Source organism: Pseudomonas sp. HS6-2 (assembly GCF_049325675.2).
GTDB classification, from domain to species: Bacteria; Pseudomonadota; Gammaproteobacteria; order Pseudomonadales; family Pseudomonadaceae; genus Aquipseudomonas; species Aquipseudomonas putida_N.
The window spans coordinates 6093655-6118664 of record NZ_CM143906.1 but is presented as its reverse complement, the minus strand read 5'-3'; the positions used below and the strand labels follow the sequence as shown (position 1 = coordinate 6118664).

Here is a 25010-nt window from a genome sequence, read left to right as displayed (position 1 = left end):
GACCTGTAGGAGCGGGCTTGTCCCGCGAAGAGGCCCTCCAGTCAGGCCGATACAGCAGCCCCAACCCCGGCCTTGCCCAGCAACCGCTTCATCCGCCACTCGAAGCCAATGGTCAGCGCCACCGCCGCGCAGGCCAGCCCCAACGCCAGCCCCCACCACACCCCCACGGCCCCGCCACCCAAGGTAAAGGTGAACAGCCAGGCACTCGGCGCCCCCACCAGCCAGTAGCAGCACAGTCCGATCAGGAAGGTGGTCTTGGCATCCTTCAAGCCACGGATCGAACCCATGGCGATGGTCTGCATGCCATCGAACAATTCGAACCACGCGGCCACCATCAGCAGCTGCACCGCCAGCTGATAGATCGCGGTAAAGCCGGGGTCGTTACGGTCGATGAACAGCCCCACCAGAGCCTCTGGCAGCAGCAGGAACAACGCCGCAAAGGCAAACATGATCGTCGCCCCGAAGCCGATCCCCACCCGCCCGGCACTGCGGGCGGCCAACAGGTTGCCGGCGCCATAGTAAAGGCCCACGCGCATGGTCACTGCATACGACAGCCCGGTCGGCACCATGAACGCGGTAGAGACGATCTGCAGGGCAATCTGGTGCGCCGCCAGTTGCGTGCTGCCCAGCACGCCCATGCACAGCGCGGCGAAGGCGAACAGCCCGACTTCCACCATGTAGGTGCCGCCAATCGGCAGGCCCAGCCGCCACAGCTCGCGCAGGGCTGGTAGCGAAGGGCGCGACAGCCCTTTGCGCAGCGGGTAGTCGGCGTAAGCCGGGTGCCAGCGGATGTACAGCGCCAGGGCGATGGCCATGCCCATCGACACCACCGCAGTGACCAGGCCGATACCCATCAGGCCCAGCTTCGGCAGGCCAAACATGCCTTCGATCAGGGCGACGTTGAACAGATAGTTGAGCACCGTGCCGACCAGGCTGATGACCATCACCGGGGTCGAGCGCCCCAGCGCACTGGTGAAGCCGCGCAGGGCCATGAAGGTCAGGTAGCCGGGCAGGGCCAGTGGCAGCAGGGTGAGGAACTCGGCCGCCGAGTCGACATTCTCCGGCTGCTGGCCGAACAGCAGCAGCACCGGTTTCAGGTTCCACAGCACCAGTGCCGCCACCAGCGCCAGGCCCCAGGCCAGCCACAGGCCGTTCTGCGCCAGGCGAGTGGCGCCCTCGATGTCGTTGGCGCCCTTGCGGATCGCCACCAGGGTGCCCACTGCGGCGATCACGCCCAGGCAGAAGATCGACACGAACGAGTAGCTCGCTGCACCCAGCCCGCCACCGGCCAGGGCCTGCGGGCTGATGCGGGCCATCATCAGGGTGTCGGTGAGTACCATCAGCATGTGCGCCAACTGCGAGGCGATCAGCGGCCCGGCCAGGCGCAGCAAAGCCTTGAGTTCTGTGGTGGGCGCGACATGCATGGGGGTGTCCTTCTTCCTGAATCGGTGAGCAAGGCGACGATTCTGAGGCTTCGGTCAACTTTGCACAAAAGGATAAATGCGATGGTTGGCATGAGTTGAACTCATGTATATATGATTCTGTGCATTCCATTCCCACCCCCGGATGACAGGTGCCCCATGTCCCGCCAGATGCCTCCCCTGTATGCACTGCGCGCATTCGAAGCGGCTGCGCGGCTGAGCTCGTTCACCCGTGCCGGTGAAGAGCTGTCGATCACCCAGAGCGCGGTTAGCCGGCATATTCGCACCCTCGAAGAGCACTTCGCCTGTCGGCTGTTCGTGCGTAGCGGTCGCAGCCTGCAGCTGACCGAAGCGGCACGGGTGCTGTTGCCCGGTGTGCGTGAAGGCTTTGCGGCGCTGGAGCGCGCCTGCGATACCTTGCGCGGGGAGGATGACATCCTGCGCATGAAGGCGCCGTCGACCCTGACCATGCGCTGGCTGCTGGCCCGACTGAGCCGCTTCCGGCACCTGCAACCGGGCAACGAGGTGCAGCTGACCAGTGCCTGGATGGATGTCGACCATGTGGACTTCAATCAGGAGCCGTTCGATTGCGCGGTGCTGCTCAGCGACGGGGTGTTTCCGGCGGACTGGGAAGTGCGTCGGTTGTTTTCCGAGCTGTTGATCCCGGTAGGTGCGCCGGACCTGTTGAAGGAGGGGCCGTGGGACGAGCGGCGGCTGGCCAGTATCGAGCTGCTGCACCCGACCCCCGACAAGCGTGACTGGCGCGAATGGCTGGAGCGCATGGGGCTCAGCGACAAGGTCTCACTCAAAGGCGGGCAGGTGTTCGATACCCTGGAGCTGGGCATGATCGCGGCGGCGCGAGGGTATGGCATCTCCATGGGGGACTTGTTGATGGTCGCCGAGGATGTTGCTCAGGGGCGCCTGAGCCTGCCGTGGCCGACGGCGGTGCCAAGTGGCATGGATTATTACCTGGTGTGGCCGCGGACCCGGCCGGGTGGGGAGCGGTTGCGGCGGTTGAGTGTGTTTCTACAGGAAGAAGCGGCAGCGGTGGACTTGCCAGCTGTGGAAATTCTGCCGGCACTTTGACTGCCTGCACTGGCTTCTTCGCGGGGCAAGTTGAAGGAAAACGTTTGCGAATACCCCGGCCCGACACTCAAGTATTCAAATGCGACGCCGATCTAATGGCACCAGCGTCCCGGAAGAGGACGCGATTTCCCGTCTACAACAAGCGGGCGGTCAGGGTGATCAGGACGATCCCGGCCTCTTGCCAGGAGCTTCTTCATGTCTCGACCGCGTGCCCGAATTGCCTCGCAACTCGGTGTCGCCCTCGCCATCGTGCTGGCGCTGGTGATTTCCGGCAGTACCCTGTTCGCCCTGCGTGCGCTGGACGACGCCAATCTCGCCACCCGCCAGGCCCACCTGGCCAGCGAAGCACGGCTGCTGGCCGACCAGCTCGATACCTTCCACGGTTCGCTCAAGGACAACACCCAGCGCCTGAGCGGCCTGTTCGAGCGCCGCTTCGCCTCGGGCCTGTCGCTGCACGCTAGCGAGACCGTGCAGGTCGCAGGCCAAAGCACGCCCGCCCTGTACCTGGGTGATCGGCTGCTGAACAACGATTTCCAGGTGGTCGACGAATTCCAGCAGATGACCGCCGGCATCGCGACCCTGTTCGTGCGCAGCGGCGATGACTTCGTGCGCATCAGCACCAACCTGAAGAAGCAAGACGGCACCCGCGCCATCGGCACCCAGCTCGACCGCCAGCACCCGGCCTATACCAAACTGCTGGCCGGGCAGATGTACGTCGGCCGCGCCGTGCTGTTCGAGCGCAACTACATGACCCGCTATGTGCCGGTCAGCGACAGCAGCGGCCGGGTGATCGCAGTGTTGTTCGTCGGCTTCGATTACACCGACGCGCAGAACGCCCAGTTCGCCAACCTCAAGCGCTTCCGTATCGGTGAAACCGGCTCCCTGGCCATTCGCGATGAAAAAGACCAATGGCTGGTGCCGCCGGCCAATGCCGACCAGGACCTGTTCAGCGCCAGCGCGCCGTTCGCCGAGGGCCCCTGGACCGTGGTCGCTAGCATGCCGAAGGCGGAAATTCGCGAAGTGACCTGGAGCGTCGGCCTGCGCCTGGCCATCGGCAGCCTGCTGGCGATGCTGCTGGCCGTGGCCGCCACCCTGTGGCTGCTGCGCCGCAAGCTGCGGCCGCTGGATGACCTGGTGCGTCAGGCCGAGGCATTGGGGGCCGGCGACCTGAATGCGCGCCTGAGCGTGACCAGCCATGACGAGATCGGCCAGCTGGCGCGCAGCTTCAACCAGATGGGCGAAGCGCTGGCGACCATGGTCGAGCACATCCGCAGTGCCTCCGAGCAGGTCAGCAGCCGCGCGCGTTCGCTGTCCGGGCTGTCTGCCGGTGCCTGTGAAGGCATGGACCAGCAGTCTGGCGAGATCACCAGCATGGCCGGTGCGGTGGAGGAGTTCAGTGCGACCTCGATGAACATCGCCGACAACATGGCCGGTACCGAGCGCATGGCCCGTGACAACGCCCAGCAGACCCGTATCGGCCGCAGTGCCATGGATGAAGCGTCGAGCTCCCTGCGGCAGATTGCCGAAGCGCTGGGCGGTACTGCCACGGTAATGGACAGCCTTGGCGCACGCTCGCAGGAGATCGGCGGCATCATCAGCGTGATCACTGCGATTGCCGAGCAGACCAACCTGCTGGCGCTTAACGCCGCCATCGAGGCTGCCCGGGCCGGTGAGCAGGGCCGAGGCTTTGCCGTGGTCGCGGATGAAGTGCGCGGGCTGGCTGCGCGCACGCGCCAGGCGACGGATGAGATTTCCGGGATGATCACCAGCATCCAGCAACAGACAGGCCACGCCATAAATACCTTGGAGCAGGGCAATCAGCTGATGCAGGAAGGGCTGGCGCGCAACGACAAGGTCGCCGAGGCGCTGGCGCGGATCGATGAGCAGAGCCGTACGGCGGGTGAGCGGTTTGCCGTGATCAGCACGGCAACCCAGGAGCAGAGCAGCACGGCCACTGTACTCAGCCGCAACCTGCAGAGCATTGCCCAAGCCAACAGCGAGCAGCGCGATGTGGCCAACGAACTGGCCTTCACCGCGCGGGAACTGGAAGGGTTGGCGGCGCAGCTGCGCCAGGAAGTGGACCGCTTCCGCTGAGATTGCAGGGGGCCGTTTCGCGGCTTGTCCCGCGAATGGGGCGCAAAGCGCCCCCGGCAATCCTGAGCCTTACATCGAACCCAGGTTCAACGCCTGGGCACAAGCCTGCAACGAGCGCCGCTCGCTCTGCGCATACAGCGCCAGCTCATCCTGCACCTGCAGCCCCAGCGCCGCTTCAAAGGCCTCGCGGTTGGCATTGCTGCCATACTCGGCCTGGCCCTCATCCCCCAGATTCGACTGGAAGATCCCCGCCGCACTCACCGGCAGGAAGTCCTCGTAAACCAGTGCCTCGAAGTGCACATGGCCGGCCGCGATCAGGCCTTCCAGCGTAGTCGGGCGGTCCTGCTGGTCGCGCTGCGCCATACCTTTCTCCGTGGCGAAATAGCGGAAGTACGCCAGCCCCTGTTCACGCATCTGCGCCAGGTCATCCGGGAATGCAGCGAAGCTTTCCTGCAGCAGCGCCCTGTAGCGCTCGGCATTGGCCTCGGCTGGCGCGCCACCCAAGGCGGCGCGGGTGGCGTCGAGCAGCTTGTCGTAGAGCTGGCGGCCTTTCGGCGTCAGTGCCGCGCCGCGCTGTTCGATCTCGCCGAAACGTGCGGTGTGGCTGCCCTGGTGATCGCTGAACGCAACCTTCTCCTGCAGCGCTTTGAAGCTGGTCTGGCGCAGCAGGATCGGGTGGCGGCGGGTCGGTGGGCCTTCGACCACGGCTTTCGGCGGGATGCCCTTGGCCGGCATGCCGACCTGGATCGCGTCGATGTCCAGGGTGCGCGGGGTCAGGTGGTTGATGTGCGGGCCTTTGAAGGCCACCACGTCGGCGATCAGGCGGTGCTGGTCGTGCAGCTGCTGGTACTGCTCGGCAGTGACCGTGGCGTCCTGGTGCCAGCGGAAGGTGTGCAGAGCTTCGCGGACGAATTCGTCGGCATCGGCCGCGTTCAGGCCGCCATCGTGCTCGGATTGGGCAATCAGTTCGAGTGCGCGAGCGGTGAAGATCTTGCGCTTGGCCAGGATGCCTTGGGCCAATTCGCGCAGTGGCAGGTTGTCGATCAGCTCCAGGCGCAGCAGCGAGGTGAACACGCGGAACGGGCTGACGTGCAGCGACTGCTCGTGCACGGCGCGGAACGCGGTGGAATGCACCGGAACGCCAGCGGAACTGAGGTCGTAGTAGCCGACCGGCGCCATGCCCATCACCGCGAACAGGCGGGCGATGGTGGCCAGCTCTTCGGCGCTGCCGACGCGGATGGCGCCGTGGCGCTCCTGGTCCAGGCGCTCGATCTCGCCGGTCCAGCGCAGGGCTTCGGCAACCTTGGGCTGCTCGGCCATGACCTGCTGGTTGATTTCGCTCACCAGCTCCAGCAGCGTGCCATACAGCGGCACTTCCTGTTTGTACATGAGCGACATGGCGGCAGAGAACTGCGCGCGGATGCTGTCGGGGCTGACGAAATCGTGGGCGGGCATCGCTAGCTTCCTGGTTAGGTTCGGACACTTACATGAAAGCTGGGAATGCACTTTGCTCACAAGCGAAAAAAAGTGAGTGTGTCATTCCTTTTTTGATCGACCTCCATGGCCCTTTCGCGGCTAGAGCCGCGAAGAGGCCCTCAAGCCTGGAGCTGCTCGCGAATCCATTCCACCAATGCCCGCACCTTCGGTACTTCAGCTGCATGCTCGGCATAGGCCAGGTAATGCTTACCGGCACTGCGCATCGCATGATTCCACGCAATGACCAGGCTCCCCTCAGCCAGCTCCTTGGCAACCAGGTACCGCGGCACCAACGCCACCCCACACCCGGCCTGTGCCGCACTCAACGCCATGTAGAACGTATCGAAGCGCGGCCCGTGGTAGGCGCTGACGCTGTGCAACCCCTGCTCGAGGAACCACTCATGCCAGGCCTCCGGCCGCGAAGTGCTTTGCAGCAGCACCATCTGCGCCAACTCGCCGGCATCCGCCAGCTCACGTCCGGCCAGCAACTCCGGCGCACAGACCGGCACCACCTCTTCGCCGAACAGCTCCACACAGGTAGCCCCCGGCCAGGTGCCCTGGCCGTAGAAGAACACCACATCCGCTGAGCCCTGCAGCAGGGCGAACGGCTCCATCTCGTTGCGGATGTCGAGGTGGATGTTCGCGTGGCGTTTGCCAAAGCCCTTGAGGTGCGGGATCAACCAGCGCACGCCAAAACTCGGTTGAGTGGCTACTTTCAATATCTCGGTCTGCTCGCCGTAGGTGAGCACGTAGCGGCTCGACATGTCGACCTGGGTGAGGATCTTGTTGACCTCGGCCAGATACAGGCTGCCAGCGGGCGTGAGTTGCAGGCGCCGGCGGATACGCAGGAACAGGTGGTGGCGCAGCATCTCTTCGAGCTGCGCCACCTGCTTGCTGACCGCGCTCTGGGTCAGGTGCAGCTCTTCGGCGGCACGGGTAAAGCTCAGGTGACGGGCTGCAGCTTCGAAGCACTGCAGGGCGGTCATGGAGGGCACCAGGCGTTTGGACATAGTGGTCTCTGTGGCTCAAATCATTACCTGACGGAATGATATGCGGAATAAAGGTCGTTTGTTGCGCCGGTGTGATCGGATTAATACTGATCCACATCATTTTTCCACCCCATCACCCGATGTAGGAGAAGCACAAATGGTTGCTGGATTGCTCGAGCGCCTTGGCGTTGCCGCCGAGGCTTACACCCAGGGCGACTACCCTGTTCACACGCCGATCGACGGCAGCCAGATCGCCAAGGTGAAACTGCTCGGCAAGGCCGAGACCATCGCCCGCATCGATCAGGCCCAGAGCGCCTTCGAGGCCTGGCGCAGTGTGCCGGCTCCGCGCCGTGGCGAACTGGTGCGCCTGTTCGGCGAAGTGCTGCGTGAGCACAAGGCCGACCTCGGTGAGCTGGTCTCGATCGAAGCCGGCAAGATCACCCAGGAAGGCCTGGGCGAAGTGCAGGAAATGATCGACATCTGCGACTTCGCCGTCGGCCTGTCGCGCCAGCTGTACGGCCTGACCATCGCCTCCGAGCGCCCGGGCCATCACATGCGTGAAACCTGGCACCCGCTGGGCGTGGTCGGCGTGATCAGCGCCTTCAACTTCCCGGTGGCCGTATGGGCCTGGAACACTGCTTTGGCCCTGGTAGCCGGTAACTCGGTGGTGTGGAAGCCGTCCGAGAAGACCCCGCTGACCGCCCTGGCTTGCCAGGCGCTGTTCGAAAAAGCCCTGAAGGCCTTCGGTGACGCCCCAGCTGGCCTGGCACAACTGGTGATTGGCGGTCGCGAAGCTGGCGAAGCCATGGTCGACGATCCACGCGTACCACTGGTCAGCGCCACCGGCAGCACCCGCATGGGCCGTGAAGTAGGCCCACGTGTTGCCGCCCGCTTCGGTCGCAGCATCCTCGAACTGGGTGGCAACAATGCCATGATCCTGGCCCCGAGCGCCGACCTCGACCTGGCCGTGCGCGGCATCCTGTTCTCTGCGGTCGGCACCGCCGGCCAGCGCTGCACCACCCTGCGTCGCCTGATCGTGCACCGCTCGATCAAGGACGAAGTGGTTGCCCGTGTCAAAGCCGCCTACGGCAAAGTGCGCATCGGCGACCCACGCAAGGACAACCTGGTCGGCCCGCTGATCGACAAGCAGTCGTTCGACGCCATGCAGGGTGCACTGGCCAAGGCCCGTGACGAGGGTGGTCAGGTATTCGGCGGCGAGCGTCAGCTGGCCGAGCAGTACCCGAATGCCTACTACGTGTCGCCGGCCATCGCTGAAATGCCGGCCCAGAGCGACGTTGTGCGCCACGAAACCTTCGCGCCGATCCTCTACGTGCTGGCTTATGACGACTTCGAAGAGGCCCTGCGCCTGAACAACGAAGTGCCACAAGGCCTGTCGTCGTGCATCTTCACCACCGACATTCGCGAAGCCGAGCGCTTCCAGAGTGCGTCGGGCAGTGACTGCGGCATCGCCAACGTCAACATCGGCACCAGCGGCGCCGAGATCGGTGGGGCGTTCGGTGGCGAGAAGGAGACTGGCGGTGGCCGTGAGTCCGGTTCCGATGCCTGGAAAGGCTACATGCGTCGCCAGACCAACACCGTGAACTACTCGCGCGAGCTGCCGCTGGCGCAGGGTATCGTGTTCGACTGATGGATTGATGCTGCATGGCCGGGGGCGTAGCCCCCGGTTCGCGGGGCAAGCCCGCTCCTACAGGGATCTCCATCGCCTGCGCGATCCCTGTAGGAGCGGGCTTGCCCCGCGAATGGGCTGCAAAGCAGCCCCAACAAGAACAAATTGCTGGAGCCGGGCCATGTCCGAACTGCGTCAACAATGCTTGTGGGAACACGTCAGCCAACCTAGCGTCGCCAGCCAGGCCCTGGCCGGGGAACACAAGGCCGATGTCTGCGTGATCGGCGGCGGCATCACCGGCCTGTCGACGGCCATCCACCTGCTCGAACAGGGCAAGTCGGTGATCCTGCTGGAGGCCTGGAAGATCGGCCACGGCGGCTCCGGGCGCAACGTCGGCCTGGTCAACGCCGGCACCTGGATCCGCCCCGATGACGTCGAGGCAACCCTCGGCCAGAAGCAGGGCAGCCGCCTGAACAAGGTGCTCGGTGAAGCCCCGGCTGAAGTGTTCGCCATGATCGAGCGCCTCGGCATCGACTGCCAGGCCCAGCACAAAGGCACGCTGCACATGGCGCACAACGCCACCGGCATTGCCGACCTCCAGGCCCGCCACGAGCAATGGCGCCGCCGTGGTGCCGACGTCGAGCTGTTGACCGGCACCCAGTGCCAGGAATACTGCGGTACCGACAAAATTTCCGCCGCGTTGCTCGACCGCCGCGCCGGCACCATCAACCCGATGGGCTACACCCAGGGCCTGGCTGCCGCCGTGGCGCGCCTGGGCGGCAAGCTGTTCCAGCAATCCTCGGTCGAAGGCCTTGAGCGCGAGGGCGACGCCTGGCGGGTGAAGACTGCGCGTGGTTCGGTACGCGCCGAGAAAGTAGTGATTTCCACTGGTGCCTACACCGAAGGCGACTGGAGCAACCTGCAGAAGCAGTTCTTCCGTGGGTACTACTACCAGGTGGCGTCCAAGCCGCTGCACGGTGCGGCAGCCGACAAGGTGCTGCCGCACGGCCAGGGCTCGTGGGACACCCGCACCGTACTCAGCAGCATCCGCCGCGACGACCAGGGCCGCCTGCTGCTGGGTAGCCTCGGCCGGGTCGACAACAAACCGGCCTGGTTCGTGCGCAGTTGGGCCGACCGGATCCAGAGCCATTACTACCCGGAGCTGGGCAAGGTCGAGTGGGAAATGCACTGGACCGGCTGTATCGACTTCACCCCGGACCACCTGATGCGGCTGTTCGAGCCGGCGCCGGGGCTGGTGGCGGTGACGGGTTATAACGGCCGTGGCAACACCACCGGAACCGTGATTGGCCGAGCGTTTGCCGAGTTCCTGCTGAAGGGGGAAGCAGACAGCTTGCCGATTCCGTTCTCGCCCATGGCCGGGGTGAGCGCGCCTTCGTTGCGGACCGCGTTCTATGAATCCGGGTTCTCGCTGTACCACGCGGGGCAATGTCTGAGAGTTGTGCTGTAACCACGGCCCTCTTCGCGGGGCCGATACAGGTTTATTTGTGCAACCAGCTGAGGAAGCCGCCTTTCTTGATCGAAACCGGCTTCTGCAGCAACAACGATTCCCGGCTCTGGCGCCGGAACCGCTGCAACTTGGTCAGCGCCGTCTGCACCTCGCCACGCTGCACCAGGCAGCTCTTCACCTGTTCCTTCTCGATCCGATAAAGCACGCAACTGGTCAGGGTCCTGAACTCGGCAAACGAGTCATCTTCATCGATGATCCCCTCGATCCCCAGCACCTCACCCGGCCCCATGCGCCCCGCCTCCAGCAGCTTGTCGCCATCGCGCACCGACGCCGAAACCACGCCGCTGCCAATCACCAGCAAATGCTCGGACTGCTCGCCCACCTCCAAAATCACCTGGTCGGCCAGGTACTCCACCGCGGTCATGCGTTGGCTCAAGGCATCCCGTTCTTCATCACTCAGTGAGCGGAACACCCGCACCTCGTCCAGCACTTCGCGCTGACGGCTGCGTGGCGGCATGGCCAAGTCGACGTTCCACATCACCCCATTGGCCTCCAGATGGCGGTGCGCCAGGTCGAACAGCTGGTTGCGTGCGTCGGTCTTGCCGGCCATGTCAGCGATGAATCCGCTGGCCTCGTACTCCACCGATTCCAGTGTCGAGGCTTTCACCGAGACCTTGGGCTTGGGTGAGGGGAGGATCGCGCTGGTGCCTTGCAGGGCTTTCTCCAGGGCATCGAAAACCCGCTTGGGGCGTACTTTGGCCGGTACAACCACACAGATCGACACCCCGTTCACATCGGCCGGACGGCTGTGGTTGAGCAGCCGTGCCTTGGCCGCCACCGAGTTGGGAATCACCGCCAGGCTGCCACTGCCGGTGAGCAGGCGCGTGGCGCGCCAGTCGATATCCAGCACCTTGCCCTCGGTGCCGTCGATGGAGATCGAATCGCCAATCTGATAGGGCCGCGTGGTGTTCAGCACGATGCCGCTGAACACGTCGGCCAGGGTGCTCTGCAGCGCCAGGCCGATGACGATGGCCATTACCCCGGAGGTGGCCAGCAGGCCCTTCACCGGCAGTTGCAGCACATAGCCCGCCGCCGCGACCACGGCCGCGAGGAAGATCAGCGCCCCCAGCACATCCTGCAGCAGGCGCCCGCCATGGCTGCCACGGGCCACCAGCAACAGGCCGAACACCACGGTTACCGTACGCGCGCCAAACAGCCACCAACCGATGGTCAGTACTGTGGCCATCAGGTTGCGCGACACATCGTCGGGCCACGGCGGTGGTTGCAGCGGGCTCATGCCGGCAGCCACCAGTACCGAGCTGAACAGCAGGAATATCGCCAGCCGTGCGCCGATTCGCCAGGCCCGGCGCTGGATCGGGATCAGCTGCCAGAGCACGAGGTCGAGCAGGATCAGGGCGGTGCCGAGCAACAACGGGGACGACTGGATGAACGCCAGCATGGAAGTCTCGGGGGATGAGGGGAGGGCTGTGCGTAGTAATAGAGCAGGTTGCTCGGGCAAGCAATGTGACCAGCAAATCCACTGCCAACAGATCGTTCCCTAAATAGAACGCTAAAGCCAAAAACCACTAACTACCGCTCCAAAGGTGTTGGTTTTAATCTTCTCCCATCAACGCGAAACACCCAACTTACTGAAAATCAAAACCCTTAGGAGCTACCACCATGACCAACTTCAAATACAACCGCCTGAACAAAGACGACGCCGCTGTCCTGCTGGTCGACCACCAGGCTGGCCTGCTGTCCCTGGTGCGCGACATCGAGCCGGACGCGTTCAAGAACAACGTCCTGGCCCTGGCCGACCTGGCCAAGTTCTTCAACCTGCCGACCATCCTCACCACCAGCTTCGAGCAAGGCCCCAATGGCCCGCTGGTGCCGGAGCTGAAAGAACTGTTCCCGGACGCTCCATACATTGCCCGCCCAGGCCAGATCAACGCCTGGGACAACGAAGACTTCGTCAAGGCGGTGAAGGCCACGGGCAAGAAGCAACTGATCATCGCCGGCGTAGTGACCGAAGTGTGCGTGGCCTTCCCGGCGCTGGCTGCTCTGGAAGAAGAGTTTGAAGTGTTCGTGGTGACCGACGCTTCCGGCACGTTCAACGCCATGACCCGCGACGCCGCCCATGACCGCATGAGCCAGGCAGGCGCACAACTGATGACCTGGTTCGGCGTGGCCTGTGAGCTGCACCGCGACTGGCGCAACGACATCGAAGGCCTGGCCGCGCTGTGCTCCAACCACATCCCGGACTACCGCAACCTGATGACCAGCTACAACGCCTTCAACGCCAACAAGTAAGCCGCGCCCCCGGGCACCGCCAGGCGGTGCCCGCCAAGGGCAGCACACTCATTCAATCCTCCGCCCGTCCGCCGTTGCACAGTGGATGCGGGCAAGCTCATCTCAAGGAACGCCGATGAACACCGCACTCCAAGACAACCGCAACGTGGTGACCTTGGTCATCCAGCACAAGGCCCGCGCCGAGTCGCTGGCGGCTTACGAAGCGTGGCTCAAGCGTACGGTCAGCGCCGCACGCCGTCAGCCGGGGCATCTGGACGTCAATGTCATCCGCCCCGATGAAGGCGGTCTGCACTTCACCACCGTGGTGCGCTTCGCCGACGCCAGCCTGCTGCAGGCCTGGGTCAACTCGGCCGAGCGCCAGGCGCTGGTCAACGAAGTGCTGCCACTGCTCGAAGGCGGTGACCACACCCAGGTGCACGACGACCCGGAGTTCTGGTTCACCCCGCCGAGCGTCAACGCGGCGCAACCGCCACGCTGGAAGCAGGCGCTGCTGACCTATCTGGTGATCTGCCCGATGACCATGGTCATCCCGCAGCTGCTGGCACCGTTGTTCACCCGCTTCCCGCAGCTGGGCGGCCCGGTCAGCGGCAACCTCATCGTCAACCTGTTCGTCATTCTGCCCGTGGTGTTCTACATCATGCCTTGGGTAACCCGCCGCTGCGCCAACTGGCTGCGCGGCTGAGCCACGTCTTCACCTTCTGACTTTCAAGGAGATGCCGACATGACCACGCTTGTTACCCGCGACGGCACTTCGATCTATTACAAGGACTGGGGCAGCGGCAAACCGGTGCTGTTCAGCCACGGCTGGCCACTGGACGCCGACATGTGGGACGCGCAGATGGAGTTCCTGGCCAGCCGGGTTTGCCGTGACCCATGCGCAGCAGCTCAATGAAGACCTGCTGGCATTCCTCCAGAAGTAGTTGCGGTAGGTATTCGCGGGAGAAACCCTGGCAGCACAAATGGTGAACAGGGCTAACCTTCTACGACTCACCGCACATCCATGCAATCTCTGGCCTTGCACCAACCGGCATGCTCCGCAGTTGCGGCTGCCGCCGTCGCACCCAGATGGAGAAGCCCATGCCCCAGGACCGCAACGACAAGACTCGTCGCCAGTTCCTCGCCACCAGCACCGTGCTAGGTGCCGCCGGCGCTCTCTGGTCCGCATTGCCCTTCACCGGCCAAGCCGGTTCCGCCCACGCATCCACCCAAGGAGGCTCCATGAACGCCGACCTGATTCTGTTCAACGGCAAATTGCACACCGTTGACCGCGAAAAGCCCACCGCCACTGCCGTCGCCATCAAGGACGGCCGCTTCGTCGCCGTGGGTAACGACGCCGAGGCCATGGCCCACAAGGGCGCTGCCACGCAGATCATCGACCTCAAGCAGCGCACGGTGATCCCGGGCCTGAACGACTCGCACCTGCACCTGATCCGCGGTGGCCTGAACTACAACCTGGAACTGCGCTGGGAAGGCGTGCCGTCGGTGGCCGATGCCCTGCGCATGCTCAAGGACCAGGCCGCACGCACGCCGACCCCTCAATGGGTGCGCGTGGTCGGTGGCTGGAACGAATTCCAGTTCGCCGAAAAACGCATGCCGACCCTGGAGGAAATCAACCAGGCTGCGCCGGACACCCCGGTGTTCCTGCTGCACCTGTACGACCGCGCGCTGCTCAACCGCGCTGCCCTCAAGGCCGTCGGCTACGACAAGACCACGCCCAATCCGCCGGGTGGCGAGATCCAGCGCGACAAGTTCGGCAACCCGACCGGCATGCTGATCGCCCGCCCCAACGCGATGATCCTCTACGCAACCCTGGCCAAAGGGCCGAAGCTGCCGCTGGAATATCAGGTCAACTCCACCCGTCAGTTCATGCGCGAGCTGAACCGCCTGGGCCTGACCAGTGCCATCGATGCTGGCGGCGGCTATCAGAACTTCCCCGATGACTACTCGGTGATCCAGGAGCTGGCCGACAACAACCAGCTGACCGTGCGCATCGCCTACAACCTGTTCACCCAGAAGCCCAAGGAAGAGCTGGACGACTTCCGCAAGTGGACCTCCAGCGTCAAATTGCACAGCGGCACCGACTTCCTGCGCCACAACGGTGCTGGCGAGATGCTGGTGTTCTCCGCCGCCGACTTCGAGGACTTCCTCGAGCCGCGCCCGGACCTGCCGCAGACCATGGAAGAAGAACTGGAGCCGGTGGTGCGCCACCTGGTCGAGCAGCGCTGGCCATTCCGCCTGCACGCCACCTACAACGAATCGATCACGCGCATGCTCGACGTGTTCGAGAAGGTCAACCGCGACATCCCGTTCAACGGCCTGCCGTGGTTCTTCGACCACGCCGAGACCATCACCCCGGAGAACATCGAGCGCGTGCGCGCGCTGAGTGGCGGCATTGCTATCCAGGACCGCATGGCCTTCCAGGGTGAATACTTCGTCGACCGCTACGGCGCCAAGGCGGCCGAGCAGACCCCGCCGATCAAGCGCATGCTTGAGATGGGCGTGCCGGTGGGTGCCGGTACCGATGCCACCCGCGTGTCCAGCTACAACCCGTGGACCTCGCTGTACTGGCTGGTCAGCGGCAAGACCGTCGGCGGCATGGAGCTGTACAAGGAAGGCCTGGACCGCGAAACCGCACTGCAGCTGTTCACCCAGGGCAGCGCCTGGTTCTCCAGCGAGCAGGGCAAGAAGGGCCAGATCAAGGTAGGCCAGCTGGCCGACCTTGCGGCGCTGTCGCTGGACTTCTTCAGCGTCGATGAAGAAGCGATCAAGGGCATCGAGTCGGTGCTGACGGTTGTTGACGGCAAGGTGGTGTACGGCGCGGCCGAATTCGACAAGCTCGGCCCGCCGCAGGTGCCGGTGCTGCCGGAGTGGTCACCGGTGGTCAAGGTGCCGGGGCACTGGCGCGTGGGCACGCCGTCGCTGGCAGCAGCCGTGCATCAATGTTCGGGGCCGTGCGGGGTGCATGCGCACAGCCATGACAAGGCGCGTCAATCGAGTGTGCCGGTCAATGACTTCCAGGGCTTCTGGGGGGCGTTGGGTTGCTCGTGCTTCGCTTTCTAAGCTGAGTTGATGTGAAAAGGGGGCCAGTTACTGGCCCCCTTTTTTGTTCCTTCAGTGCTGGCCTCTTCGCGGGAAGGCCACGATCAATGGTGAGCCTTGTGCTCCCCCCCAGCCAACAGATGCCGGATCTTCACCTCGACCCCATCGGTCTGCTGCATCCGCACCCGCGCCTCGATTTTCAGCTCCCCCCGGGTCACCCGATGGTGATGCCGTAAATGCTCCAGCCACGACTCCTCGAAGAAGAACTCCAGCCATAACGCAGGATCTGCACTGTCACGCATCAACCCCCAAGACAACGCGCCATTGCGCTTGCGCATCGCCTCCAGCTCACGCGCTGCCTGCTGAAACGCCTCGGCCTTGGCTGGCTCGATGTGGTACTCCACGGTCACCATGACCGGCCCGCTTTCCTTGTCCATGTCATCGCTCAGCACCGGTACCGGCCAGTGCAGCGACGGCGTCAGCTCCTCGGCTTCGGTTTCCGGCAGCGTGACCTTGCAGGTCAGCAACGTACCCAGCGCCAGGCCACCGGCTGCCAGCAACAGGCTCAGGGTGATCGACGCATGACTGGCCAGCGTACCCCACAGCAACCCGCCGCTGGCCATGGCACCGAAGAAGACCAGGATGTACACCGACAATGCCCGCGCCCGTACCCAGGCCGGTACCGAAGTCTGCGCCGCCACCTGGAGGTTGGACAGCACCGCGATCCACGCTGCACCGCTGAGCAGCATCGCCGGCAGCAATACGTAGAAGCTGCGTACCAGCGCCAGGGCCAGCAGGAACAGGGCGTACAGCAAGCTTGCAAACATCACCAGGCGGTCGCGGCTGATGCGCTCGCGCAGGCGGGGCAGCAAGGTGGCGCCGGCTACCGCACCGATGCCGATGGCCGCCAGCAGCAGGCCGAAGTCGGCCGCAGTGCCGTGCATCTCACCGCGTACGATCAACGGCAGCAGCGAGGTCCCGGCACTGGCGCAGAAAAAGAACGCCAACGCCCGCAACAGCACGGCCTGCAAGGGTTTGGCACTGCGCGCAAAGCGCAGGCCGGTGCGCATGGCGCCGACGAAGCGCTCGGCCGGTAACAACGGCTCCTTCACGTCGCGTTTCCACAGGAACAGCACCAGGATTACCCCGGCGAAGGACGCGGCATTCAAGGCGAACGTCAGCCAGGGGCCGACCATGCTCACCACCACGCCGGCCAGTGCCGGGCCGATGGCGCGGGACACGTTGATGCCGACGCTGGAAATGGCTACCGCGTTGGCCAGGTCTTCCTTGCCCACCAGCTCCGGCGTCAGCGCGCTCCAGGCCGGCATCATCAACGCCGTGCCGATACCCAGCGCCAATGTCAGCACCAGTAGCAGGGTGACATTCATCAGCCCGAGCAGCGTCAGGGCCGCCAGCACCACGGCCACCGATGACATCCACAACTGCACCAGCAGCAAGTAGCGGCGTTTGTCGACGATATCCGCCGCCGCGCCGGCCGGCAGGGCAAGGAAGAACATCGGCAGCGAGCCGGCCACTTGGATCAGCGCCACATGCAGTGGGTTGGCCGACAGCGTGGTCATCAGCCAGCCGGCGCCCACCTCGTGCATCCAGGTGCCGATATTGGAGGCTATGGTGGCAATCCACAGCATGCGGAAGGTGGTGTTGCGCAACGGGCTCCAGGCGCCTGAAGGGGACGTGCTCATGTCAGAAGCTGCCTTTGAGTGGGTATTCGATGATCAGGTAGATACGGTCGATGTCATCGCCAGCCTGGGCCTGGTTGGCGCGGTGGCTGACGTGGGAGAAGGACAGGCTCAGGTCTTTGGCAGCGCCAGACTGCACCACGTATTTCAGGTCGATATCGCGCTCCCAGTGCTTGCCGCCCTGGCCGTACTGGTTCACGTAGGCGCCGCCCGCAGGGGCATGGCTGCCATCGATGCCGCGACCGCTGACGTAGCGGCCCATCAGGCTAAGGCCCGGGACGCCTAGGGTGGCGAAGTTGAGGTCATAGCGCAGTTGCCACGAACGTTCGCCGGGGCCGTTGAAGTCGGCGTACTTGATCGAGTTGGCCAGGTAGATGGAGTCGCCGCCGACGAAGTCGAACGGCGTGTCGCCCTCGACCTTCTGGTAAGCCAGGGTCAGGGCCTGAGCGCCGAAGCTGTACTTGGTCAGCAGGCTGTAGGCGAGGGTGTCGATCGCTCCGGCGCTGGCGTTGCCGGTGTCACGGGTCTTGTAGAGATTGCCGTCCAGGCGCCAGTTGCCCTCGGCCAGGTTCAGGTTGAGGTAGGCCTGGCGCCAGGTGTCCTCCAGCTCCCCGGCGTACAGCGCGCCGCCGAACGGGCCGTGCGGCGCGAAGGTGGCGCCGGCCAAGCTGATGGCGCGGTTTTGGGTGGTGGCGCCGTAGCCGCTGAAGTCATCGTGGGTGGAGCTGTTGTCCTGGTTGTTGAAGGCGGTGAAGCGCCCGGCCTGCAGCCGCCAGTCGGGCAGGTCGGTGTTGTCCATTAACCAGCCAGTGGCATATTCGGGGTGCAGGCGCTTGTCGCCGGTATCGAACACCGGGGTTTCCACAGTCATTTCGCCGTAGCGCAACTGGGTGTTGCCCAGGCGCAGCTTGAGCGCGGCGCCGGCGCTGGAGTAGTCGGACTCGGCGCGGCCATCGCTGTCGCGAGGCAGCAGGCCAGTGCCGGCATGGCCGCGACCACCGTCGAGCTTGAGGCCGAGGAAACCGTGGGCGTCGAGGCCGACGCCGACTGTGCCCTCGGTGAAGCCGGAGCGGACCTCGCCGATGAAACCCTGGGCCCATTCCTGGCGGTAGTTCTGGCCGCTGGCGGAGGGCGAGCGGTAGTCGCTGTGCAGGAAGTAGTTGCGGCTGAGCAGCGACCAGCCAGGTTCGTCTGCCTGGCCAAGTGCCGGGCAGAGGGCGAGGGTGGCGAACAGGGCGCGGCCTGGTCCGTGATTGGCGCGGATCATGGGGCCTCCAAGGGGGATGATCCGGGACTGTGAAGCAAGGATAGGTCAGGGGTCTTGTAACGGTGTGCTGGTTGAACTGCTTAACCGCTGCCGGCCTCAAGCCATGTCGCTGATGGCGAACTCTTCGGCCAGGTGATCGATCAGCGCCCGCACCGACGGCAGCAACCCGCGCCGCGACGGGAAGATCGCATGCACGATGCCGCATCGTGGGTGCCAGTCAGGCGTCAGCTCCACCAGTCGCCCCGCCGCCAGGTCTTCACGCACCGCCACCCGCGGCAAATGCGCAATGCCCACTCCAGCCACCACGAAGTGGCGCAGGGCGAACAGGTCATCGGTCACCATACGCGGCGTATGCGGGATGACGATACTGCGGCTGTTGTCCTCGCCCTGGAACAGCTCCCACTGATACTCCCGCTGCGCGCTGCCCCAATGCAGGCTTGGCAGCGTGCCGAGCAACTTTGGGTCAAAGCCTTTCGGCAGCTGTTCCAGGTACTGCGGCTGGCCGACCAGGCACTGGGTGCTGTTGCTCAACACCTTCATCACCATGTCGGTGTTCTCCAGCGGCGGGAAGCGCACCCGCAGGGCAATGTCAAAGCCCTCGTGCAGCAGGTCGACACGGCGGTTGGTGCTCTCGATGAACAGCTCGACCTGCGGGTACTTGAGCATGTAGCGGGTCAGCATCGGCCCGACCCATGAGTTGAGCAGGGTGGTCGGGCAACTGATGCGCACCAGCCCGCGCGGTTCGCTGCGATTGCGCTCGATGATCTCTGCCGCGCCCTCGGCTTCCACGCGCATGGCCAGGCAACGGTTGTAGTAGGCCTGGCCGATCTCGGTCAGCGAGCAGTGGCGGCTGGTGCGGTGTAGCAGGCGCACGCCCAGGCGCTCCTCAAGGTCGGCGATGCGCCGGCTGAGCTTCGACTTGGGCATGTCCAGCGCCCGCCCGGCTGGGGCGAAGCCACCGTGCTCTACAACCTGGGTGAAGTAATAGAGGGAGTTGAGGTCTTCCAACGGTCGTTCTCCAGATGGAACGCTAAGGGCAATTTTCGCAGTCTACCGCCGTAAAGGTGATGATTTTAATCTGTGCCCATCAACGCGAGACACCCCCAGATTGCTGAAAAATTCATAAACCTTAGGAGCACAGACCATGAGCAAATTCACCTACAACCGCCTGAACAAAGACGACGCTGCTGTCCTGCTGGTCGACCACCAGGCGGGCCTGCTGTCCCTGGTCCGCGACATCGAGCCGGACAAGTTCAAGAACAACGTCCTGGCCCTGGCGGACCTGGCCAAGTTCTTCAACCTGCCGACCATCCTCACCACCAGCTTCGAGCAAGGCCCCAACGGCCCGCTGGTACCGGAGCTGAAGGAACTGTTCCCCGACGCCCCGTACATCGCCCGGCCAGGTCAGATCAATGCCTGGGACAACGAAGACTTCGTCAAGGCGGTGAAGGCGACTGGCAAGAAGCAGCTGATCATTGCGGGTGTGGTTACCGAGGTCTGCGTGGCATTCCCGGCGCTGGCAGCCCTGGAAGAAGAGTTCGAGGTGTTCGTGGTGACCGATGCTTCCGGCACCTTCAACGAAATGACCCGTGATGCTGCCCACGATCGCATGAGCCGGGCCGGTGCCCAGCTGATGACGTGGTTCGGCGTGGCCTGTGAGCTGCACCGTGACTGGCGCAACGACATCGAAGGGCTGGCGGCGTTGTGCTCCAACCATATTCCGGACTACCGCAACCTGATGACCAGCTACAACGCGCTGACTGCAGGTAAGTAACACCGAGCAGTTCAAATAGAAGAGGCCGGCCCCAACATGGGGCCGTCCTTTTTTGTTGCGCTTTGTTCCATCCTTTGACCCTTACCGGTGTCGTTGCTAGCGTTTCCCCCGAGCGCGAAGCCAGTTGCCATTCAGCGGCAGTAACTGGATCAGGAACCCCGTCGGTGGCTACGGCGCTTACTTGCTTCCCTTGAGGTCGCACAAACGCCTGCAGATATGAGCCGTCCTGGTAACCGCCTTCATCCTCTGCATGGAAAGCGGGACAGCTTTTGGGCAGTTATGTCTAGGGTAACTGGCGCCTGGTATTCCGCTTCGTGGGTACCGATGTGGAACTTGTCGATTATCTGGATTACCACTAGGAGGTTTCATTCATGCCTATGTTCGACCCTCCCCATCCTGGGGAATCCTTGCGAGAAGACGTGTTGCCCGCAATTGGCATGAACGTCACTGAGTTGGCTCGCCACCTCGGCTATTCACGGGGGCAGTTATCCACAGTGCTCAATGGGCGCGCCGCCATTTCAGCCGATCTTGCTTATCGACTTGAGCTGGCGGGCCTTGGTCCTGCTCGGCAGTAGCTTGCCGAACAGGCAGCTTACGATCTATGGCAAGCCGCGAACCGTGAGCATCCACAGATTGCGCGGCTGGTGATTGCCTGACTAATCAGTCGGCATCCGAATCAAACAACCGCGCCAACTCCACCCGCGCCTCCTTGGCCGTCTGCATCACCTTGGCCCGGTCATCACGCACCAGCCCCTGAGCCTCCAGCACTTCCTCGTCATGCTGGGCAAACCGCTCGATCCGGTCCGCCGCCTGCTCGTCGCTCAAGCCCAGCCCGACCAGTGCCCGGCGGGTCATCTCCAGGCTGGAGTAAAACGTCTCGCGAATCGGCTCGGCCCCTACATCCGCCAGCTTGTGCACATGCTGGCGGTTACGCGCGCGGGCCAGCACTTTCAGGTGCGGGTATTGGCGCTTCACTCGTTCAGCGGTATGGATGGCGGCTTCAGGGTCATCGATGGTGATGATGAAGTACTCCGCTTCACCGACCTTGGCCGCATGCAGCACCTCCGGACGCAGCGGGTCGCCGTAGAACACCGGCACCTGTTCGAACATGCGCGTCATTTCGATGGTGTCCACCGAGGTTTCCAGGGCAATGAACGGGATCTTCTGTGCCCGCAGGATGCGCGCGACGATCTGGCCCATGCGGCCCATGCCGACGATCACCACCCGCGGCGTGCCAGCGTCGATGGTCTTGTACTGCTCGGGCACATCACGCGCCGGTTGCGGGCGCTTGAGCGCGCGAGCACAACCGAGCATCAGCAGCGGGGTGATGGCCATCGACAGGGTAATGGTCATCAGCAGCAGGTCGTAGGTCTGGGTGTCGAACAGGCCTTGGTCCTTGCCCAGCTTGAACACCACGAAGGCGAACTCGCCACCGGCGGCCAGCACCATGCCCAGGCGCAGCGCGCTGGCGCTGTTCAGGCCGCCGGCCAGGCGGGCGACGCCGATCAGCAGGGCCAGCTTCACCGCCACCAGCAGCAGGGTCAGGCCCAGCAGTACCAGTGGTATTTCCAGCAGCAGGCTCAGGTTGGCTCCCATGCCGACACTGATGAAGAACAGCCCCAGCAGCAGGCCCTTGAACGGCTCGATCTGCGATTCAAGCTCATGACGGTACTCCGAGTCGGCCAGCAGCAGGCCGGCGAGGAAGGCGCCCAAGGCCATGGAAATGCCGGCTTCTTCCATCAGCCAGGCGGTACCGATCACTACCAGCAGTGCGGTGGCAGTGGACACTTCCGGCAGGCCGGTGCGGGCCACGGTGCGGAACACCGGGCGCAGCAGGTAGCGGCCGCCGATGATGACCACGGCGATGCTGGCGAATACCTTCAAGCCGTGTTGCAGGCTGTCGCCGTGGCTGGTGTCCGGGCCGCTGGCGGCCAGCAACGGGACCAGGGCGATCAGCGGGATCGCGGCGATGTCCTGGAACAGCAGGATGGCGAACGCCAGGCGGCCATGGGGCGCGTTGAGCTGCTTGGTTTCGGCCAGGCTTTGCAGGCCGAGGGCGGTGGACGACAGCGCCAGGCCCAGGCCGAGCACGATGGCAGCCGGTAGCGACTGGCCGAAGCCGAACAGGGCAATGGCACCGATCACCGCGCCGGTCAACAGCACCTGTGCGGTGCCGACGCCGAACACCGACTTGCGCATCAGCCACAGGCGTTTGGGCGACAGCTCAAGGCCGATGATGAACAGCAGCAGGACCACGCCCAGCTCGGAAATGTGCGCGACGCTTTCGGTGTCGCGAATCAGGCCCAGGGCCTGCGGGCCTATGGCCACGCCGGCGAGCAGGTAACCGATCACGGCTCCCAGTTGCAGGCGCTTGGCCAGTGGGACGGCGACGACTGCGGCGAGCAGGAAGATCACCGCGGTTTGCAGAAGGCTGCCTTCGTGTGGCATTGGCTCGTACTCCATGAGCTGCCGGGGCAGCATTTGAACAGTTTGACGGACAATTCTGGGGAATGTGCAGGAGTCAGACAATCTGCCCGGATTGAGAAACATTGTCCCGAAAAACGAGACAAGCGTATCGGCCTCTTGACTCAAGCCCCGCCAAACTGCGCCCGATACTGCGCCGGTGTCATGCCGATCCGCTCGCAGAACACCTTTCTCATATGCCGGTCACTGCCAAACCCGCAGCGCGCCGCCACCACCTTCAACGGCAGCTCGCCGCACTCGAGCAGTTTGCGCGCGTGGTCGATCCGCGCATTCTGCAGGTACTGCAGCGGCGTGATCCCGACCTCACGCTGAAAGGTTCGGGCAAAGTTGCGCCCGCTCATGGCCACCAGGTCGGCCATCTTCTGCACGGTGAACGCCTGGTCGATGTGGTCGACGATATAGGCCTGCACCCGGGCAATCGGCGAATCATCCCTCGGTACGGCGGCCAGCAGCGGCCCGTAAGGCGTCTGCCCGCCTTGGCGATGGCGGGCGACCAGCAGCACCTTGGCGACCTCCAGGGCCAGCGCCTTACCGTGGTCCTCGGCCACCACCGCCAGCGCCAGGTCGATCCCTGCAGTGATCCCTCCCGAAGTGATCAGGCAACGGTCGATCACGTAGATCTGCTCGGTTTCAACCTTGGCCTCGGGAAACGCCTGGGCCAGACGCTCCACGTAGTTCCAGTGGGTGGTGCAGCGATAGCCACCGAGCAACCCGGCACGCCCGAGCAAAAACACCCCCGTACAGATTGCGCCGAAGCGCCGGGCCTGGTGCACGGCCTGGGGCAGCCAGCGTTCGATCGTCGGCAGGGCGACGTGGTAGGCCCCCGGTCCACCGGGTACCAGTAACAGGTCGACGCTGGCCGGCAATTGCTCCAGGCGCAAGTCGGCCACGACCTTAAGGCCGCATGAGCCTCGAATGGTCCCTTGGCCGTCGGCCACGGTCAACAACCGATAATGTTTGTCTTCAGGCAAGAACCGGTTGGCGATGGCAAAGGCATCCATCGGCCCGGTTACGTCCAGCAATAGCACGTCGTTGAACAGCACCATGGCCACGGTTCGATGAGCGCGATTTTCCTGCATACCCCATAGCCCTTCGTATTCTGAGCACTGCATCTTAGGGCAGCGCTGCACAATTAAGAACAATTCAGCTTTGGCTCAGGACTTTGTCACAGGCCGGCGGCGAGACTTTCTCCATTGAACAGGAGAGTCGCCATGCACCCTGGGACGCCCCAAGAGCTTCTGCAGACCCCCGGCGCACTGACGCCCGCGCGGTTGCGCCAAGCCAAGGAACTGATGCTGCGCAGCTCGCTGTCGATCATCCAGATCGCGGCTGTGTGCAACCTCACCCGTAGCCATTTCTCCCGTGCCTTCAAGGTCAACACCGGCCTGTCGCCCCAGGCCTGGCGCTTGCTGGCGCGCATGGAAAAGGCCAAGCGCCTGCTCGTCACCGAGGCACCGATCACCCACGTGAGCCTGGAATGCGGCTTCTGCGACCAGGCCCATTTCACCCGCGCCTTCAGCCGCCTGGTTGGCCAGCCGCCCAAGGCCTGGCGCCAGGCGCAGGCATTTTCTTAAGCCGGATCTATCCGCTGGGATAAGCCCTTGAGCAAGTCCCGGCCCGTTTTCCCAACCCAAGGAGTCACCCCCATGAGCCAACCTGATTACAATCGCCTGAACAAAGACGACGCCGTGGTGCTGCTGGTCGACCACCAGACTGGCCTGATCTCGCTGGTGCAGGACTTCTCGCCCAACGAATTCAAGAACAACGTCCTGGCCCTGGGCGACCTGGCCAAGTTCTTCGGCCTGCCGACCATTCTCACCACCAGTTTCGAGCAAGGCCCCAACGGCCCGCTGGTGCCGGAGTTGAAGGAGATGTTCCCGGAGGCGCCGTACATTGCTCGTCCAGGCCAGATCAACGCCTGGGACAATGAGGACTTCGTCAAGGCGATCAAGGCCACTGGCCGCAAGCAGCTGATCATCGCCGGCGTGGTGACAGATGTGTGCGTGGCCTTCCCGACCCTGTCGGCATTGGCTGAAGGCTTTGAAGTGTTCGTGGTGACTGATGCCTCGGGCACCTTCAACGAGACTGTGCAGCAGGCGGCATGGGTGCGCATGACTCAGGCGGGTGCGCAGATGATGAACTGGTTCTCGGTGGCCTGTGAGCTGCACCGCGACTGGCGCAACGACATCGAAGGGCTGGGTAACCTGCTGTCGCAGCGGATCCCCAACTACCGCAACCTGATGAACAGCTATGCTGCGTTGAGCGCTCGCTGAAG

General features: G+C 64.1%; 19 protein-coding genes and 3 pseudogenes. 13 read left to right on the top strand and 9 right to left on the bottom strand.

What is annotated here, in order from left to right; all coding sequences use genetic code 11:
• Nucleotides 1-41: 41 nt before the first annotated feature.
• Nucleotides 42-1424, bottom strand: a complete 1383-nt coding sequence (locus ACOKS3_RS28655) for a NorM family multidrug efflux MATE transporter (RefSeq protein ID WP_422763572.1) — start codon at nucleotides 1422-1424, stop codon at nucleotides 42-44.
• A 156-nt stretch (nucleotides 1425-1580) separates the two neighbouring features.
• Here ACOKS3_RS28655 and ACOKS3_RS28650 point away from each other — a divergent pair, with 156 nt between their 5' ends.
• From ACOKS3_RS28650 to ACOKS3_RS28640, 3 genes and pseudogenes are all read left to right on the top strand, one after another.
• Entirely contained in the window at nucleotides 1581-2507 is a 927-nt protein-coding gene (locus ACOKS3_RS28650) for a LysR substrate-binding domain-containing protein (protein ID WP_422763571.1), read from the top strand.
• 195 nt (nucleotides 2508-2702) lie between these two features.
• Nucleotides 2703-3743: pseudogene (locus ACOKS3_RS28645) on the top strand (Cache 3/Cache 2 fusion domain-containing protein); the annotation flags it as partial.
• The gene (locus ACOKS3_RS28640; RefSeq protein WP_422763603.1) at nucleotides 3741-4601 is read left to right on the top strand and encodes a methyl-accepting chemotaxis protein; all 861 of its coding nucleotides are present in this window, start codon (nucleotides 3741-3743) and stop codon (nucleotides 4599-4601) included. The pseudogene ACOKS3_RS28645 and the gene ACOKS3_RS28640, both read left to right, overlap by 3 nt.
• A gap of 69 nt (nucleotides 4602-4670) precedes the next feature.
• Here the strand turns inward: ACOKS3_RS28640 and hglS are convergent, their stop codons facing one another.
• Together hglS and ACOKS3_RS28630 are read right to left on the bottom strand one after the other, a co-directional pair.
• Nucleotides 4671-6056 (bottom strand): 2-oxoadipate dioxygenase/decarboxylase HglS, encoded by a 1386-nt coding sequence (hglS, locus tag ACOKS3_RS28635; RefSeq protein ID WP_103448499.1) that lies wholly within the window; start codon nucleotides 6054-6056, stop codon nucleotides 4671-4673.
• 140 nt (nucleotides 6057-6196) lie between these two features.
• A complete protein-coding gene (locus ACOKS3_RS28630; protein ID WP_103448500.1) occupies nucleotides 6197-7087 on the bottom strand; it encodes a LysR family transcriptional regulator in 891 nt (296 codons plus the stop codon).
• A 136-nt stretch (nucleotides 7088-7223) separates the two neighbouring features.
• On the opposite strand from ACOKS3_RS28630, the gene amaB reads away from it, so the two are divergent.
• Together amaB and amaA are read left to right on the top strand one after the other, a co-directional pair.
• Nucleotides 7224-8714 (top strand): L-piperidine-6-carboxylate dehydrogenase, encoded by a 1491-nt coding sequence (gene amaB / locus ACOKS3_RS28625; protein ID WP_103448501.1) that lies wholly within the window; start codon nucleotides 7224-7226, stop codon nucleotides 8712-8714.
• Between the two features lie 160 nt (nucleotides 8715-8874).
• Entirely contained in the window at nucleotides 8875-10161 is a 1287-nt protein-coding gene (amaA, locus tag ACOKS3_RS28620; protein WP_103448502.1) for an L-pipecolate oxidase, read from the top strand.
• 31 nt (nucleotides 10162-10192) lie between these two features.
• Here amaA and ACOKS3_RS28615 read toward each other — a convergent pair whose 3' ends face one another.
• Entirely contained in the window at nucleotides 10193-11620 is a 1428-nt protein-coding gene (locus tag ACOKS3_RS28615) for a mechanosensitive ion channel domain-containing protein (protein ID WP_422763570.1), read from the bottom strand.
• 221 nt (nucleotides 11621-11841) lie between these two features.
• Here ACOKS3_RS28615 and ycaC (ACOKS3_RS28610) point away from each other — a divergent pair, with 221 nt between their 5' ends.
• The 4 genes and pseudogenes from ycaC (ACOKS3_RS28610) (at nucleotide 11842) to ACOKS3_RS28595 (ending at nucleotide 15531) form a co-directional block, all read left to right on the top strand.
• Complete coding sequence (gene ycaC / locus ACOKS3_RS28610; RefSeq protein ID WP_103448504.1) at nucleotides 11842-12471, top strand: isochorismate family cysteine hydrolase YcaC; 630 nt, start codon at nucleotides 11842-11844, stop codon at nucleotides 12469-12471.
• A gap of 115 nt (nucleotides 12472-12586) precedes the next feature.
• Complete coding sequence (locus tag ACOKS3_RS28605) at nucleotides 12587-13153, top strand: antibiotic biosynthesis monooxygenase (protein ID WP_103448505.1); 567 nt, start codon at nucleotides 12587-12589, stop codon at nucleotides 13151-13153.
• A gap of 39 nt (nucleotides 13154-13192) precedes the next feature.
• Nucleotides 13193-13330, top strand: a pseudogene (locus tag ACOKS3_RS28600) (alpha/beta fold hydrolase); the annotation flags it as partial.
• Nucleotides 13331-13689: 359 nt separating this feature from the next.
• The gene (locus ACOKS3_RS28595) at nucleotides 13690-15531 is read left to right on the top strand and encodes an amidohydrolase (protein WP_422763602.1); all 1842 of its coding nucleotides are present in this window, start codon (nucleotides 13690-13692) and stop codon (nucleotides 15529-15531) included.
• Nucleotides 15532-15614: 83 nt separating this feature from the next.
• Here ACOKS3_RS28595 and ACOKS3_RS28590 read toward each other — a convergent pair whose 3' ends face one another.
• The 3 genes from ACOKS3_RS28590 to ACOKS3_RS28580 form a co-directional block, all read right to left on the bottom strand.
• Nucleotides 15615-17213, bottom strand: a complete 1599-nt coding sequence (locus ACOKS3_RS28590; protein ID WP_103448507.1) for an MFS transporter — start codon at nucleotides 17211-17213, stop codon at nucleotides 15615-15617.
• A 1-nt stretch (nucleotide 17214) separates the two neighbouring features.
• Nucleotides 17215-18477 (bottom strand): OprD family porin, encoded by a 1263-nt coding sequence (locus ACOKS3_RS28585; protein WP_103448508.1) that lies wholly within the window; start codon nucleotides 18475-18477, stop codon nucleotides 17215-17217.
• 96 nt (nucleotides 18478-18573) lie between these two features.
• Complete coding sequence (locus ACOKS3_RS28580; protein ID WP_103448509.1) at nucleotides 18574-19485, bottom strand: LysR substrate-binding domain-containing protein; 912 nt, start codon at nucleotides 19483-19485, stop codon at nucleotides 18574-18576.
• A 136-nt stretch (nucleotides 19486-19621) separates the two neighbouring features.
• Between ACOKS3_RS28580 and ycaC (ACOKS3_RS28575) the strand changes: the two genes are divergently transcribed.
• Nucleotides 19622-20251: an isochorismate family cysteine hydrolase YcaC gene (gene ycaC / locus ACOKS3_RS28575; RefSeq protein WP_079230358.1), complete on the top strand. Its 630-nt coding sequence runs from the start codon at nucleotides 19622-19624 to the stop codon at nucleotides 20249-20251.
• Between the two features lie 371 nt (nucleotides 20252-20622).
• A pseudogene (locus ACOKS3_RS28570) lies at nucleotides 20623-20907 on the top strand (HigA family addiction module antitoxin).
• A 4-nt stretch (nucleotides 20908-20911) separates the two neighbouring features.
• Here ACOKS3_RS28570 and ACOKS3_RS28565 read toward each other — a convergent pair.
• Both ACOKS3_RS28565 and ACOKS3_RS28560 read right to left on the bottom strand, forming a co-directional pair.
• Complete coding sequence (locus ACOKS3_RS28565; RefSeq protein ID WP_463581464.1) at nucleotides 20912-22699, bottom strand: monovalent cation:proton antiporter-2 (CPA2) family protein; 1788 nt, start codon at nucleotides 22697-22699, stop codon at nucleotides 20912-20914.
• Nucleotides 22700-22839: 140 nt separating this feature from the next.
• Entirely contained in the window at nucleotides 22840-23814 is a 975-nt protein-coding gene (locus ACOKS3_RS28560; protein ID WP_103448512.1) for a GlxA family transcriptional regulator, read from the bottom strand.
• A gap of 132 nt (nucleotides 23815-23946) precedes the next feature.
• On the opposite strand from ACOKS3_RS28560, the gene ACOKS3_RS28555 reads away from it, so the two are divergent.
• The gene (locus ACOKS3_RS28555) at nucleotides 23947-24309 is read left to right on the top strand and encodes a helix-turn-helix domain-containing protein (protein WP_103448513.1); all 363 of its coding nucleotides are present in this window, start codon (nucleotides 23947-23949) and stop codon (nucleotides 24307-24309) included.
• A 72-nt stretch (nucleotides 24310-24381) separates the two neighbouring features.
• Nucleotides 24382-25008, top strand: a complete 627-nt coding sequence (gene ycaC / locus ACOKS3_RS28550) for an isochorismate family cysteine hydrolase YcaC (RefSeq protein ID WP_103448514.1) — start codon at nucleotides 24382-24384, stop codon at nucleotides 25006-25008.
• The last annotated feature ends 2 nt before the right edge of the window (nucleotides 25009-25010 follow it).

What these genes read in the sequence shown, in the direction of transcription:
- ACOKS3_RS28655 (WP_422763572.1), bottom strand. Translation starts at nt 1,424, where the DNA reads ATGCATGTCGCGCCCACCACAGAACTCAAGGCTTTGCTGCGCCTGGCC.
- ACOKS3_RS28650 (WP_422763571.1), top strand. Translation starts at nt 1,581, where the DNA reads ATGTCCCGCCAGATGCCTCCCCTGTATGCACTGCGCGCATTCGAAGCG.
- ACOKS3_RS28640 (WP_422763603.1), top strand. Translation starts at nt 3,741, where the DNA reads ATGGGCGAAGCGCTGGCGACCATGGTCGAGCACATCCGCAGTGCCTCC.
- hglS (WP_103448499.1), bottom strand. Translation starts at nt 6,056, where the DNA reads ATGCCCGCCCACGATTTCGTCAGCCCCGACAGCATCCGCGCGCAGTTC.
- ACOKS3_RS28630 (WP_103448500.1), bottom strand. Translation starts at nt 7,087, where the DNA reads ATGTCCAAACGCCTGGTGCCCTCCATGACCGCCCTGCAGTGCTTCGAA.
- amaB (WP_103448501.1), top strand. Translation starts at nt 7,224, where the DNA reads ATGGTTGCTGGATTGCTCGAGCGCCTTGGCGTTGCCGCCGAGGCTTAC.
- amaA (WP_103448502.1), top strand. Translation starts at nt 8,875, where the DNA reads ATGTCCGAACTGCGTCAACAATGCTTGTGGGAACACGTCAGCCAACCT.
- ACOKS3_RS28615 (WP_422763570.1), bottom strand. Translation starts at nt 11,620, where the DNA reads ATGCTGGCGTTCATCCAGTCGTCCCCGTTGTTGCTCGGCACCGCCCTG.
- ycaC (WP_103448504.1), top strand. Translation starts at nt 11,842, where the DNA reads ATGACCAACTTCAAATACAACCGCCTGAACAAAGACGACGCCGCTGTC.
- ACOKS3_RS28605 (WP_103448505.1), top strand. Translation starts at nt 12,587, where the DNA reads ATGAACACCGCACTCCAAGACAACCGCAACGTGGTGACCTTGGTCATC.
- ACOKS3_RS28595 (WP_422763602.1), top strand. Translation starts at nt 13,690, where the DNA reads ATGAACGCCGACCTGATTCTGTTCAACGGCAAATTGCACACCGTTGAC.
- ACOKS3_RS28590 (WP_103448507.1), bottom strand. Translation starts at nt 17,213, where the DNA reads ATGAGCACGTCCCCTTCAGGCGCCTGGAGCCCGTTGCGCAACACCACC.
- ACOKS3_RS28585 (WP_103448508.1), bottom strand. Translation starts at nt 18,477, where the DNA reads ATGATCCGCGCCAATCACGGACCAGGCCGCGCCCTGTTCGCCACCCTC.
- ycaC (WP_079230358.1), top strand. Translation starts at nt 19,622, where the DNA reads ATGAGCAAATTCACCTACAACCGCCTGAACAAAGACGACGCTGCTGTC.
- ACOKS3_RS28565 (WP_463581464.1), bottom strand. Translation starts at nt 22,699, where the DNA reads ATGCCACACGAAGGCAGCCTTCTGCAAACCGCGGTGATCTTCCTGCTC.
- ACOKS3_RS28560 (WP_103448512.1), bottom strand. Translation starts at nt 23,814, where the DNA reads ATGCAGGAAAATCGCGCTCATCGAACCGTGGCCATGGTGCTGTTCAAC.
- ACOKS3_RS28555 (WP_103448513.1), top strand. Translation starts at nt 23,947, where the DNA reads ATGCACCCTGGGACGCCCCAAGAGCTTCTGCAGACCCCCGGCGCACTG.
- ycaC (WP_103448514.1), top strand. Translation starts at nt 24,382, where the DNA reads ATGAGCCAACCTGATTACAATCGCCTGAACAAAGACGACGCCGTGGTG.